Origin of the sequence: Nonomuraea sp. NPDC003709 (assembly GCF_040610775.1) — a bacterium.
In the GTDB taxonomy this organism is placed as follows: domain Bacteria; phylum Actinomycetota; class Actinomycetes; order Streptosporangiales; family Streptosporangiaceae; genus Nonomuraea; species Nonomuraea angiospora_A.
This window is the reverse complement of sequence record NZ_JBEXMW010000059.1, coordinates 1-12,743: the sequence shown is the minus strand read 5'-3', so window position 1 is coordinate 12,743 and position 12,743 is coordinate 1. Positions and strand designations below refer to the sequence as shown.

At 69.8% G+C, this 12,743-nt stretch carries 10 protein-coding genes and 1 pseudogene; 3 read left to right on the top strand and 8 right to left on the bottom strand.

Translation table 11 applies throughout. The annotated features are described in order from the left end of the window. The first annotated feature begins 55 nt into the window (after nucleotides 1-55). Both ABZX61_RS64785 and ABZX61_RS64780 read left to right on the top strand, forming a co-directional pair. Nucleotides 56-2,875, top strand: a complete 2,820-nt coding sequence (locus ABZX61_RS64785) for a PQQ-dependent sugar dehydrogenase (RefSeq protein WP_355212947.1) — start codon at nucleotides 56-58, stop codon at nucleotides 2,873-2,875. 11 nt (nucleotides 2,876-2,886) lie between these two features. Next, complete coding sequence (locus tag ABZX61_RS64780; protein ID WP_355212945.1) at nucleotides 2,887-4,635, top strand: ThuA domain-containing protein; 1,749 nt, start codon at nucleotides 2,887-2,889, stop codon at nucleotides 4,633-4,635. 81 nt (nucleotides 4,636-4,716) lie between these two features. Here ABZX61_RS64780 and ABZX61_RS64775 read toward each other — a convergent pair whose 3' ends face one another. The 8 genes and pseudogenes from ABZX61_RS64775 to ABZX61_RS64740 all read right to left on the bottom strand — a co-directional run bounded on the left by ABZX61_RS64775 (nucleotide 4,717) and on the right by ABZX61_RS64740 (nucleotide 12,083). Continuing rightward, nucleotides 4,717-5,349 carry a phosphotransferase gene (locus ABZX61_RS64775; protein WP_355212943.1) on the bottom strand — a complete coding sequence of 211 codons (633 nt, stop codon included), beginning with the start codon at nucleotides 5,347-5,349 and terminating at the stop codon, nucleotides 4,717-4,719. Between the two features lie 150 nt (nucleotides 5,350-5,499). Next, complete coding sequence (locus tag ABZX61_RS64770; protein WP_355212941.1) at nucleotides 5,500-6,831, bottom strand: nucleotide pyrophosphatase/phosphodiesterase family protein; 1,332 nt, start codon at nucleotides 6,829-6,831, stop codon at nucleotides 5,500-5,502. Continuing rightward, nucleotides 6,831-7,943 carry a metabolite traffic protein EboE gene (gene eboE, locus ABZX61_RS64765; RefSeq protein ID WP_355212939.1) on the bottom strand — a complete coding sequence of 371 codons (1,113 nt, stop codon included), beginning with the start codon at nucleotides 7,941-7,943 and terminating at the stop codon, nucleotides 6,831-6,833. The genes ABZX61_RS64770 and eboE overlap by 1 nt, the downstream gene beginning before the upstream one ends. A gap of 3 nt (nucleotides 7,944-7,946) precedes the next feature. After that, a pseudogene (locus ABZX61_RS64760) lies at nucleotides 7,947-8,793 on the bottom strand (TatD family hydrolase). Further along, nucleotides 8,794-9,300 (bottom strand): EboA domain-containing protein, encoded by a 507-nt coding sequence (locus ABZX61_RS64755; RefSeq protein WP_355212937.1) that lies wholly within the window; start codon nucleotides 9,298-9,300, stop codon nucleotides 8,794-8,796. Further along, nucleotides 9,245-10,138 carry a sugar phosphate isomerase/epimerase family protein gene (locus tag ABZX61_RS64750; protein WP_355212935.1) on the bottom strand — a complete coding sequence of 298 codons (894 nt, stop codon included), beginning with the start codon at nucleotides 10,136-10,138 and terminating at the stop codon, nucleotides 9,245-9,247. The genes ABZX61_RS64755 and ABZX61_RS64750 overlap by 56 nt, the downstream gene beginning before the upstream one ends. Further along, entirely contained in the window at nucleotides 10,108-10,953 is an 846-nt protein-coding gene (locus tag ABZX61_RS64745; RefSeq protein ID WP_355212933.1) for an SCO3242 family prenyltransferase, read from the bottom strand. Before ABZX61_RS64745 ends, ABZX61_RS64750 begins: the two co-directional genes overlap by 31 nt. Continuing rightward, complete coding sequence (locus ABZX61_RS64740) at nucleotides 10,950-12,083, bottom strand: inositol-3-phosphate synthase (RefSeq protein WP_355212931.1); 1,134 nt, start codon at nucleotides 12,081-12,083, stop codon at nucleotides 10,950-10,952. The genes ABZX61_RS64745 and ABZX61_RS64740 overlap by 4 nt, the downstream gene beginning before the upstream one ends. A 349-nt stretch (nucleotides 12,084-12,432) precedes the next feature. On the opposite strand from ABZX61_RS64740, the gene ABZX61_RS64735 reads away from it, so the two are divergent. Further along, nucleotides 12,433-12,743: ATP-binding cassette domain-containing protein (locus ABZX61_RS64735; protein ID WP_355212970.1), on the top strand; the 311-nt coding region annotated here is incomplete at its 3' end.

Sequence of the window (12,743 nt, the reverse complement as noted above, 5' to 3'; positions counted from 1 at the left end):
AGGGCGGCAAGCGTGCCCTCCTTGCTCGGATCGCTTCGATAGTGGAGGAACACTCATGCCCCGACGTCCGTGGCTCACCTTACTGACCACGATGGCGCTGATCACTCCCGGAGCACTCGCGCTCGACGCCTCCCCGGCGAACGCCCTCGCCATCCCGGCGGCCGACTACCAGCAGGTGTCTCTCGCGTCGGGAGGCGCCGAGCTGGGTGAGGCGATGTCGCTGGCCGTGATGCCGAACCGGTCGGTGGTGCACACGGCGCGCGACGGCACGGTGCGCGTCACCGATGTCAGCGGCAACACGAAGGTGGCCGGCAAGCTCAACGTCTACAGCCACGACGAGGAGGGCCTGCAGGGTGTGGCGGTGGACCCCGACTTCGCGTCCAACCGGTACCTCTGGCTCTACTACTCGCCGCGGCTGAGCACGCCGAACGGTGATGCGCCGACCAACGGCTCGCAGGCGCAGTTCGACCAGTGGAAGGGCGAGCTGCACCTGTCCCGGTTCGTCCTCAAGCCGGACGACACTCTCGACCTGGCCAGCGAGAAGGTGGTCCTGCGGGTCCAGAACGACCGCGGCCAGTGCTGTCACGTGGGCGGCGACCTCGACTTCGACGCCGCCGGAAACCTCTATCTGACCACCGGCGACGACAGCAACCCCTTCGAGTCCAGCGGCTACTCCCCGCTCGACGAGCGCACCGACCGCAACCCGCAGTTCGACGCCCAGCGCTCGGCCGGCAACACCAACGACCTGCGCGGCAAGCTCCTGCGCATCAAGCCGCAGCCCGACGGCACCTACACGATTCCCAGCGGCAACCTGTTCCCGCCCGGGACGGCGAAGACCCGGCCGGAGATCTACGCGATGGGCTTCCGCAACCCGTTCCGGATGAGCGTGGACAAGGCGACCGGCACCGTCTACCTCGGCGACTACGGGCCGGACGCGGGGGTGACCAACTCCAACAGAGGGCCGAGCGGGCAGGTGGAGTTCGACCGCATCACCGGTCCGGGCAACTACGGATGGCCGTACTGCACCGGCACGAACACCACCAGCGAGACCTACAACGAATGGAACTTCGCCACCAACAGCACCGGTCCGAAGTACAACTGCGCGGGCGGTCCGACCAACAACTCCTTCCGTAACACCGGCCTGGCCACGCTGCCTCCGGCGAAGCCGGCGTGGATCCGGTACGCGGGGGACGCCGGAAGCCCGCCGGAGTTCGGCTCCGGGTCGGAGTCGCCGATGGGCGGTCCGGTCTACCGTTACGACCCCAACCTGAACTCGGCCGTCAAGTTCCCCCAGTCGCTCGACGGGCGGTATTTCGCCGGCGAGTACGGCCGGCGCTGGATCAAGGCGATCGAGGTCAAGGCGGACGGCGCCTACGGGGAGATCTCGGCGTTCCCCTGGACGGGGACGCAGGTGATGGACATGGCCTTCGGGCCTGACGGGGCCCTGTACGTCCTCGACTACGGCGACGGCAACAACAACCAGGCGCTGTATCGCATCGAGTACATCGGCAGTGCCAACCGCAACCCGATCGCCAAGGCGTCCGCCGACAAGACGTCGGGACCCGCTCCGCTGACGGTGAACTTCTCCTCGGCGGGCAGCTCCGACCCGGAGGGTGGCGCGCTGACGTACTCGTGGAACTTCGGCGACGGCACCACCTCCACGGCGGCGAATCCGAGCAAGACCTACACCACGAACGGCGCCTACACGGCGACGCTCACGGTCCGGGACCCGCAGGGTCTCACCGGCACGGCGAGCGTGATCGTGAACGTCGGCAACACCGCGCCGACGGTCACTCTCACCACCCCTGCCGACGGGCAGCTGTTCTCCTTCGGCGACACCGTGCCCTTCCAGGTCACCGTCACCGACCCGGAGGACGGCACGATCGACTGCGCCGGGGTCACCGTCGCCTACTTCCTCGGCCATGACAGCCACCGCCACCAGATCACCTCCAAGACCGGCTGCTCGGGCTCCATCTCGGTGCCGGTGGACGGTGAGCATGACGCCGCGGCCAACATCTACGGCGTCTTCGTGGCCTCCTACACCGACAAGGGCGGTCTGACCTCCACCAGCGACCGTACGCTCCAGCCGCGGCACCGGCAGGCCGAGCACTTCGGCGCCCAGCAGGGCATCCAGACGGCCGACCACGCCACCGCGGAAGGCGGCAAGACGGTCGGCTTCACCGACGACGGCGACTGGATCTCCTTCCAGCCGTACAACCTGGGCAACGCGACGAGGATCACCGCCCGGGTCTCCTCGGCCGGCGCGGGCGGCCGGATCGAGGTGCGCGCGGGCTCGGCGACGGGCACACTGCTGGGAACGGTGAACGTGGCGAGCACCGGCAGCTGGGACACCTTCGCCGACGTCTCGGCGAACCTCAGCGGCGCGCTGGCCGGCACCACGACGCTCTATCTGGTCTTCCGCGGCCCGACCGGACAGGGCTACCTGTTCGACCTGGACGCCTTCACTCTCGACACCGGCACCCCACCCTCGGGGAGCACGAGTGCGTTCAAGGGTGTGGGGTCGGGGCGGTGCCTGGATGTCAGCGGAGCCTCGCAGGCCAATGGCGCGCAGGCGCAGATCTGGGACTGCAACGGGCAGTCGAACCAGCAGTGGACGTCGACTGCCGCGGGTGAGCTGCGGGTGTATGGCGGTAAGTGTCTGGATGTGAGCGGGGCCGGGACGGCGGACGGTGCCGCGGTGATCATCTGGGACTGCAACGGGCAGAACAATCAGAAGTGGCGCCTCAACGCCGACGGCACGATCACGGCGGTGGGGGCGAACAAGTGCCTGGACGTCAACGGCACCGCCAACGGCACCAAGATGCGCATCTGGACCTGCACCGGAGGAACCAACCAGCGCTGGACCCGCGTCTGAAAGGACACCCCATGCTGCGACATCACACCCCCGCCGCGCTCGGGCGCATCGCGGGGAGCGACCGGAAGACATCTGTGCTGCGACGCCTGGCAATGACGGCGGTGGCGATCACCGCCGCCGCGACGGTGATCCCCGCCATCCCCGCCCAGGCCGCCGCCTTCAAGGTGCTGGTGTTCTCCAAGACGGCCGCGTTCCGGCACGACTCGATCCCCAACGGGATCCAGGCCATCCGCGACCTGGGGGCCGCCAACGACTTCGCCGTCGACGCCACCGAGGACGCGAACGCCTTCAGCACGGCCAACCTGGCCCAGTACAAGGCGGTGGTGTTCCTCAGCACCACCGGTGACGTGCTGAACGACAACCAGCAGGCCGCCTTCCAGACGTACGTGGACGGCGGGGGCGGTTACGTGGGGGTGCATTCGGCCGCGGACACCGAGTACAGCTGGGCCTACTACGGGCAGCTGATGGGGGCCTGGTTCAACAACCACCCGGCCATCCAGCAGGCCACCGTGCGGACCGAGGACCGGGCGCACGCCGCGACCGCTCACCTGGGGGCGACCTGGTCACGTACCGACGAGTGGTACAACTACCGCACCAACCCCCGACCGAACGTCCGGGTGCTGCAGAGCCTGGACGAGGGCAGCTACAGCGGCGGAAACATGGGCGATCACCCGATCACCTGGTGCCACCCCCAATCCTCCGGCCGCGCGTTCTACACCGGCCTGGGCCACACCAAGGAGTCGTACGCCGATCCGAACTTCCGCACGCTGCTGCTCGGCGGAATCCGGTACGCGGCCAAGGCCACCAACGCCGACTGCCGCCCGGAGACCGGGTACACGACGTTGTACAACGGCTCGACGACGGGCTGGTCGCAGGCCGGGCCGGGGTCGTTCGCCAACAGCGACGCCACGCTGACCTCCCAGGGCGGCATGGGCATGCTGTGGTACAGCGCCAAGGAGTTCCGCTCCTACTCCGTCAAGCTCGACTGGAAGATGACCGGCGACTCCAACTCCGGCGTGGTCGTCGGTTTCCCGGCCACCAGCGACCCCGACGCGGCGCTCAACACCGGATATGAGGTGCAGATCGACGCGACCGACACGTCTGACAAGACGACCGGGGCGATCTACGGGTTCAAGGCCGCCGACATCGCCGCCCGCGACGCGGCGCTGAACCCGCCGGGTCAGTGGAACACCTATGAGCTGCTGGTGGAGGGTGAGCGGCTGCAGGTGTTCCTGAACGGCACCAAGATCAATGATTTCACCAACGCCGATCCGGTCCGCTCGCTCCAGCAGGGCTACATCGGCATCCAGAACCACGGGTCCGGCGACGTGGTGTCGTTCCGCAACATCCGCGTCAAGGAACTGACCAGCACACCGGGCGGTACGGGCGCGCTCAAGGGTGTTGGGTCAGGGCGGTGCCTGGATGTCAGCGGAGCCTCGCAGGCCAATGGCGCGCAGGCGCAGATCTGGGACTGCAACGGGCAGTCGAACCAGCAGTGGACGTCGACCGCCGCGGGTGAGCTGCGGGTTTATGGCGGTAAGTGTCTGGATGTAAGTGGGGCCGGTACGGCGGACGGTGCCGTGGTGATCATCTGGGACTGCAACGGGCAGAACAATCAGAAGTGGCGCCTCAACGCCGACGGCACGATCACGGCGGTGGGGGCGAACAAGTGCCTGGACGTCAACGGCACCGCCAACGGCACCAAGATGCGCATCTGGACCTGCACCGGAGGAACCAACCAGCGCTGGACCCGCGTCTGAGGCAACCGTCCACACCCTCGCGCGGCCCCGATCGGGGGCCGCGCGAGCCACAGGAGCGCGGCGATCAACGAGTGGCCGTGGTCACGAGAACACGGTGTTGTGACGCAGCTGTTCGGCGCACCACCGGAAGTGCCCGTCCTCGTCGCCCATGCCGAACAGATCGTAGGTGGTGAGGGCGTATACGGCCTGGTAGGCGATGAGGGCAGCGGGCGCATAGCCGAGTTCTCGCGCGAAGAACCGGGTGAGTTCCGCGGTGTGCTCCTCGGCGTACGGGCCGTACATGTCCCAGACGGCCGCGGTGACGGCTGCCTCGAAGGCCGGATCGCCCGCGGTCGTGTAGAAGCCGAAGTCCAGGACGGCGACGGGCCGGCCGGTGGCGTCGGTGTGGAGGTTGGGCGGCACGAGGTCACCGTGGATCGCTGTGACCGGAGCATCGGGAAGCGACCGCAGGGCGTTCAGCGTGCGCTCGACCCCCGCGCTGAAGTCCGGCACATGCACAGCCAGCGCGGAGCCGTGCCGGGCCGCGGCTCGAACGACCAGGGCCGCGAGCGCGTCCTGGAAGCGGTCGTGCCCCTGCCACAGCGGACGGTCGTCGCCCTGGACGGTGAGCCGGCGCATGGCGTCCGTACCCGGCGCCGAGGCGAGGCCGCGCAGGACGGTGAGCAGCGCGTCCCCGTGATGAGCGGGCAGCTTGTGCGCAAAGTCGCCCCGCATCGGGACGGCGGGCTCCTGTGTGTCCGCGCTCGGCGAAGTATCCCGGCCACGGATCGGCGACGCGGGACTCCCCGGCTTTCAGCGAGATCTCCATCCGCGCATTAGACCAGCAGTTTTACCGGCCCTACCAGGCATTTTCGAGGTGCGCGGTCAGCGGCTTCGCCGGGCCAGGCCGGTCAGGAGTTCCTTGACCTCGGTTGCCTCGTAGGAGTCGCGGTCGAAGGGGCCGATGAGTAGCGGGCCGTCGTCGGGGCTGTCGGGCAGGCGGCCGTGGCTGCCCCGGATCGGTGCCGGGTCGAGTGGTACCACGGGCATCGTGTAGCGGAAGCCCAGTTTCTTCTTGGCCAGTGCGGTGGCGGCGCGGAGCTTGACGAAGGGGTCATGTGGGTTCATGAACAGTTCGGCGGGGTCGTAGCCGGGTTTGCGGTGGATGTCGACGAGCCTGGCGAAGTCGGGGGCGCGGTTGTCGGAGAGCCAGTAGTAGTAGGTGAACCAGGCGTCGGGTTCTGCGACGGCGACGAGTTCGCCGGCGCGTTCGTGGTCGAGCCCGTACTTGGCCTTTCCTGCGTGGTCGAGTACCTCGTCCACGCCGGTCAGCTCGGTGATGACGGCGCGGGTGCGGTCGAGGTCGGTGGGGTCGCGTACGTACACGTGGGCTATCTGGTGGTCGGCGACGGCGAAGGCGCGGGATGTCCAGGGGTCGAGGTATTCCATGCCGGCTTGGGTGTGGACTTCCAGGAGTCCGGCGGTGCGTAGCGCTCGGTTGATGTCGATCGGGTGGGAGGCGGGGGTGATGCCGTATTCCGACAGCACGACGATCTCGGCTTCCTCGGCGAACAGCGGGGCCAGGGCGGTGTCGATGGCGCGGGCGGCGGCGATGGCTTCGGGTCCGGCGGGGCCGTACCGTTGCAGGTCGTAGTCGAGGTGCGGGATGTAGACCAGTAGGAGGTCGGGGCGTTCGCGGGTCAGGATGCGGCGGGCTGCGGCGATGATCCATTGGGAGGAGGTGATCCCGGCGGTTGGGCCCCAGTAGGTGAACAGGGGGAAGGGTCCGAGGGCGGTCTCGAGGTCGTCGTGGAGTGAGGGTGGGCGGGTGTAGCAGTCGGGCGATTTGCGGCCGTCGGCGTGGTAGATGGGGCGTGGGGTGACGAGCAGGTCGGTGGCCGCGCCCATCGCGTACCACCAGCAGACGTTGGCGGTGCGCAGGCCGGGTACGGCGGTCCATAGTTGGTCGCCCTGGATGAGTGCGTTGTGCTGGCGCCACAGCAGTACTTCGCCGAGGTCGCGGAAGTACCATCCGTTGCCGACGATGCCGTGGTCGCGGGGCATCGCGCCGGTCAGGAGGGTGGCTTGCATCGAGCAGGTGACGGCCGGGAGTACGGGTCGCAGTGTGGCCGCCGTGCCCATCTTGGCCACGTTCGGCATGTGGGCGAGCAGGCGCGGGGTGAGCCCGACGACGTTGATCACGATCAGCGGTGCCATCACGTCTCCTTCAGCCCGAGGGCGGCGAGCTGCCCCCGCATCCAGTCGAGCTCGGCGGCGATGCCTTCCGCGACGTCGGCCGGCGCGCCGGGAAGCACGTTCCAGGTGTAGGTCTCCACCTCGACGTGGCTGGTCAGCGGCCGTTCTCCGCCGAGGAGCACGTTGAGCAGGTCACGCAGGTAGGGGGCGCTGGTGGTGAGCGGAGGGGGCGGGTCCGCGTGCAGCGGGACGTGGAAGTGCACCCGCCAGCTCTCGTCCGCGGGCAGGCCGCCGGCCAGGGCTTCTCCCAGGTCGTCGGCGTATCCGGTGGCGGAGCGTGTCTGGTGGAGGAACCTGGCCTCGTCGAACGCGGCCAGCGCCTGCTGTGCTCCGGGCGGGGCCTCCAGGGCGCATGACGCCTGGAGCTTCACGATGGGGAGCCCGGTGCGGGCGCCTGCGCCGGGTTCCTCGAAGCCCACGGCCATGTGGCAGGCGTCCAGGCAGAGGCCGAGGTAGTCGTGGTCCACGTCGCTCAGCAGGGCGGTCGCCTGGGGTGTGACCTCGATGACGCAGCCGGGCTCCGGCTCGAAGCCCACCCGGATCACCTTGCCGGTACGGCCGGCCAGCGTGCGCAGGCCCTGGGCGAGCGCGTCGAGATTGGCCATGACCGCAGCCGCTTTGTCCCGTGTCCATGGGGTGCGCCAGGCGAGGGGGAGGGTCGAGATCGTGCCCTCGGTGACGTCGTCCGGCAGCAATGCGGCGAGAATCTCGGCGAGCCCGAGCGTGTACTGCAGCCGCTCCGCGTCGGCCCAGTCGGGGTGGTAGACGCGGTATTTCACGATCTCGTCGTGGAAGCCGCGGTAGGGGAACCCGTTGAGGGTCACGACCTCCAGCCCGAGCGCGGCCAGCCGCTCGCGCAGTCCGGCGAGCTCCCCGGGGTGGGCGAGGAGGTCCGCGGCGGCGTGCTGGGACAGCCACAGCCCGAGCCCGAGCCGTTCGACGCCGAGCAGGTGCCTGACCCGCGCGGCGACGCCGGACAGCTGACCGTGGATGCCGGGGAGATCCTCGGCGGCGTGGACGTTGGTGCAGTAGGACAGGTGGATCGTCGAGCCGTCCGGGTGTCGCAGCCTCATGACTCATCCCCGCTTGATCGTGTTGCCGGCGTGGTCGGGGCCGGCATGCGAGCTGGTCTCCAGGTCGAGGCGGCCGCTTTGTCCATAGAAGGCGACCGGATTGCGCCAGAGCACCTGGTCCACGTCGTCCTCGCCGAAGCCGGCCGCGAGCATGGCGTCGGCGACCTCGCGCGTCTTGAGCGGGTCGCTCCGTCCCCAGTCGGCGGCCGAGTTCACGAGCATCCTGTCCGTGCCGTACTCCTTGAGCAGGGCCACCATCCGGTCCGGGTCCATCTTGGTGTCGGGGTAGATGGAGAACCCCATCCAGCAGCCCGAGTCCGCGACCATGCCGACGGTCAGCTCGTTGAGGTGGTCGACGAGCACCCGTTCGGGGGGGTATCCCGGCGTCCCGGACCACGTGGAGGGTCCGGCGGGTGCCCGCGGGCTTGTCCCGGTGCGGTGTGTGCACGAGCACCGGAAGATCACTCACTCGTGCCAGGGCGAGCTGTGCCTCGAAGGCCCGTTCCTCCTCCGCCGTCATCGAGTCGTAGCCGACCTCGCCGACGGCGACGACGGAGTCCTTCAGCAGGTATCGCGGCAGCTCGGCCAGCACCTCCGCGCACCGCGGATCGTTCGCCTCCTTCGGGTTGAGCGCGAGCGCGCAGTGGTGGCGGATGCCGTACTGCGCGGCGCGGTACGGCTCCCAGCCGAGCAGCGCGTCGAAGTAGTCGAGGAAGCTGCCCACGTTGGTACGGGGCTGGCCCAGCCAGAAGGCGGGCTCCACCACGGCTCGGACTCCCGCGGCGTGCATGCGCTGGTAGTCGTCGGTGGTCCGGGAGGTCATGTGAATGTGGGGGTCGAAGATGCGCATTCAGATCCTCTCCAGGACGTCGCGCGGGACGGGCCGGCCGGCCGCCCGCAGCTCCGCCGCGTAGTCCGACAGCATCCGGGCCAGCTCGGCGTCGAACCGGCGCTCCAGGCCGGTCACCGCCGCCAGCGGGATCGACATGAAGACGCACTTGAGCACCCCTTGACGGAAGGCGTGGTCGTCCAGCCACGCCGACCCGTAGGGGCCCAGCGCCGCGGCGACCAGCCGCGCGTCATTGGCGCGCAGCGCGTCCTCCACCAGCCCGACCGCAGTCCCTTCCGAATCGAGCTCGTGCAGGACGGTCAGGATGGCCAGCCGCTCGCCGCTGTCGCCGGCCTCGTACAGGTTGCGGATCACCGCGTGGTGACCGTGCAGCGCGCCGAGCAGCGCGCGCCGCGCACCTGGGCCGCCCCGCCGTTCGGCCTGCGGGAAGAGCCGGTGGATCGCGTAAGGGTCAGCCTCGACCTGCCGGACGGCCTGCGCCAGCCACTCCTGTGCCGGCTCCTTCATGTGCCCTCCTCAAGAAGTCGATCGAGCGGCGGGCGACCTGCGGAGCCGCATGGCTGTGCCGGGCCAGCTCCACGGCCACCAGACCCGAGTAGCCGCTCAGCTCGGCGAGCACCGGGACGAAGTCGATCTCGCCTTCGCCGAACTCCAGGTGCTCGTGGACCTCGCGGCGCATGTCCTCGATCTGGACGTGCACGGTGTACGGCAGCGCCCGCCGGACGCAGGCGGGCAGATCGTCCCGCTCCACGCAGTGGCAGTGCCCGATGTCGAGGGTGAGGCCGAACCGGGGATGGTCGCCGAGCATCCGGCGCAGCCGCTCGTAACCGTCCAGGTCCCGGACGAGCATCCCGGGTTCCGGCTCGAACCCCAGGGTGACGCCGGTCCTGTCCGCTTCGTCGAGGAGCCGTGCGCACTGGTCGGCCAGCCGCGTGTACGCCTCCTCCTCCGGCATGCCGTCGGGCTGGACCCCGCTCCACAGGTGCACCACGGGAGCGCCCAGATCGGCGGCGATCCGCATCGCGGTGGTCAGGAACTCCACTCTGCGCTCGGCGTCGTCGCTGATGAGGGTCGGATGGTGTTTGCGCAGGGGATCGAGGGTGTAGCGTCCGCCCGTCTCGACGACGGCCGCGAGGCGGAGGCGTTCGAGGAGCCCGGCGATTCGCGACACCTCCGCGGCCAGGCCGGGGGAGTGGGGGTCGAGATGACCGTGGTCGAGCGTGATCGCCGCACCCGTGTACCCCAGATCGGCCAGGACCGCGAGTGCCTCGGGGAGCCGGTGGTCGGCGAAGCCGTTGGTGCAGTAGGCCCACTTCACGATGTCGCCATCCGGGACGAGAGCCATCTGCCCAGGGGTAGCGAGCACAGCAGCGCGCCCGCCGCCCCGAACCGCCCGCCACCGGCGACCGCCGCCGCCTGGAGCGGGATCAGGCCGAGGATGCTGAGGCGGACGGCCTGCCGTACGTTCTCGGGGTCGGGACGGGCCCGTAACCCCGCCTGGACCGGGAGGGTGAAGGCGAGATAGCCGGCGATGAGGACGCCCGCTCCGGCCCGGGCGGCGGCTCGGTTGCGCACGCAGGAGGCGGCAGCGAGCCCGGCCGCCGCGGTGGTGGCCACGAGCGCGCGCTCGGCCGTCCCGGGTACCGCCCCCGCCACCTCGGCCCGGCCCAGGATGCTGATCCCGTAGGTGTGCGCGCCGACCGCCAGCGCCGCCGGCACGGCGGCTCTCCCGTCCGCGCCGGCGCCCAGGAGCACGTCCAGCACGCGGCAGGCCGCCATCGACGCCGGCCCCGCCGCCGTCCGTTTGAGGCCCAGGTCATAGGCCCACACCGCGCCGGCCAGCAGGCCGGCGACGGTGAGAGCGCGACGGCCGCCGGCGACGGCGGCGGTGGCCAGGCCGGCGCCGGTCAGGGCGGCCGCGAGCCCGAGCGCGGCGCCCGGGCGGACCCGGCCTGACGGGATCGGGCGCTCGGGCCGCTCGATGGCGTCCGCCTCACGGTCGGCCCAGTCGTTGAGCGCCATTCCCGACCAGTACATGAGCACCGAAGCCACGGCCAGCCCCGGGTTCGGGCTCCGTCCCGCGGCGACCGCACCCGCCATGGTGTCGCCGGGCACCGACAGCGCGGCCGGCGCGCGTACCAGCTCCAGCAGCGCCCTCACGACAGCTCCCCGGCGAAGGCGAGCAGGCGGGCGTACTGGGCGGCCAGGGCGTGTTCGCCGGTGCCCAAAGGGTTCTTGAAGAAGTAGCCGAGCTCGGGGAGCACCCCGCTGCGTCCCTTCTCATGCGCCCGCGCGACCAGCCGGGCCAGGTCCAGGACGAGGGGGGCCGCCAGCGCCGAATCGCAGCCCTGCCAGGTGAACTGCAGCGTCATCCGCACGCCGAGAAAGCCCTCGAAGGTCACATGGTCCCAGGCGGTCTTCCACTCTCCGAGATCCGGGACGTAGTCGATGTGCGTCTCACCCTCGACGGGTCCTCCCAGGATCTTCGCGACGACCTGGTCCTTGGAGAGCTGCTTGCTGGACCTGGCGGCCGGATCGGCGAGCGTCGCCCCGTCTCCGCCGCCGAGCAGGTTGAGCCCTGACCAGGAGCGCACCCGTAACGCCCGATCGGCGAACATGGGCGCCAGGGCGCTCTTGACCAGGGTCTCGCCGGTCTTCCCATCGCGTCCGGCGTACGGCACGCCCCGCCGGGCGGCGAGTTCCGCCAGCGCCGGCAGGGTCGGCCCGGTGGAAGGGGTGAACTCCACATAGCCGCACCCGGCCTGGAACGCCGCATAGGCGTACAGCGAGCTTGGCGGCAGGACGTCGTCCCCCGCGGCGAGCCGCTCCTCCAGATCGGCCAGCCTCTCGAACTCCGGGCGCGAATCCACCGGGGGCTCGGTCGACGACACGTTGACGACGACCACCCGGGCCAGCCCGTGCCGAGCCCGGAAGCCGGTGATGTCGTCGACCAGCCGGGTCGCGGCCCGGCCGCCGTCGCCGGGGACGTAGCCCGTCCGGATCTCGGCGTCGGCGGCGTCCAGGTCGGACGCGAGCAGCCCCGGGAGGTCCGGTGATATGACCCCTGCTCTGCCCAGCTGTTCGGCGCGCTTGCGTAAGGAGGTCTCGGTGATGTCATGGCCGCCGAAGGCCAGGTCGGTCAGCGGAACCAGGTGCCCGGGAAAGCCGGGGGACTCGCTCACGCATCCTTGCGGGGTCGCGGCTCCCGCCCTGATGGCCGCGGCGCCCACGATGGCGGTGGTCGCCACGGATCCTCGTGCCCCGATAAGCCACACACCGAGCTTGTCCATGAAAGCTCCATCGTGTCGGGACTACCCCCGTATGCGGAAGGCATCCGGTAGGTAAGTCTCCGCGATGGTAAGAGCTATTTTTGTCGATGGTCAACCATAAGCAGGCTAATCGGCGTCCCTATCGTCCGCCGCTTACGGCCATCACCGCCCGGTCCGCTGCCGCACCGGCGATGCGAGCTCGCTCGCCACGACCTCCCGGTTATGTCGTACGGGTGCGAGCTTTTGCTTGACCATCGATATAAGCCCGCTTAACATCCGGCAGCATGAGGGAAATGAGCCCGAAATTTGCCGATGGCCCCAGGCTCACCCTCATAGCGGGGGAGACGGGGAGGTGGGCGGGGTGCTGAGCATGCGTGGCATCGGCAAGAGCTTCCTGGGCGTGCGGGTGCTGTCCGGAGTGGACCTGGACGTGACGGCCGGCGAGGTCCACGCCGTAGTCGGCGAGAACGGCGCCGGAAAGTCCACCCTGATGAAGATCATTTGCGGCGTTCACCCGCCGGACGAGGGCACGATCGAGATCGACGGTCATCCCGTCTCCTTCGGCCATCCGCTCGAGGCGCAGCGCTCCGGTATCGCGATCATCTACCAGGAGTTCAACCTGCTGCCCGAGCGCACCGTCGCCGAGAACGTCTTCCTCGGGCGCGAGCCCGTCAGGCGCGG

What these genes read in the sequence shown, in the direction of transcription:
- eboE (WP_355212939.1), bottom strand. Translation starts at nt 7,943, where the DNA reads ATGAGGCTGCGACACCCGGACGGCTCGACGATCCACCTGTCCTACTGC.
- ABZX61_RS64770 (WP_355212941.1), bottom strand. Translation starts at nt 6,831, where the DNA reads ATGGCACCGCTGATCGTGATCAACGTCGTCGGGCTCACCCCGCGCCTG.
- ABZX61_RS64755 (WP_355212937.1), bottom strand. Translation starts at nt 9,300, where the DNA reads ATGAAGGAGCCGGCACAGGAGTGGCTGGCGCAGGCCGTCCGGCAGGTC.
- ABZX61_RS64750 (WP_355212935.1), bottom strand. Translation starts at nt 10,138, where the DNA reads ATGGCTCTCGTCCCGGATGGCGACATCGTGAAGTGGGCCTACTGCACC.
- ABZX61_RS64775 (WP_355212943.1), bottom strand. Translation starts at nt 5,349, where the DNA reads ATGCGGGGCGACTTTGCGCACAAGCTGCCCGCTCATCACGGGGACGCG.
- ABZX61_RS64780 (WP_355212945.1), top strand. Translation starts at nt 2,887, where the DNA reads ATGCTGCGACATCACACCCCCGCCGCGCTCGGGCGCATCGCGGGGAGC.
- ABZX61_RS64785 (WP_355212947.1), top strand. Translation starts at nt 56, where the DNA reads ATGCCCCGACGTCCGTGGCTCACCTTACTGACCACGATGGCGCTGATC.
- ABZX61_RS64740 (WP_355212931.1), bottom strand. Translation starts at nt 12,083, where the DNA reads ATGGACAAGCTCGGTGTGTGGCTTATCGGGGCACGAGGATCCGTGGCG.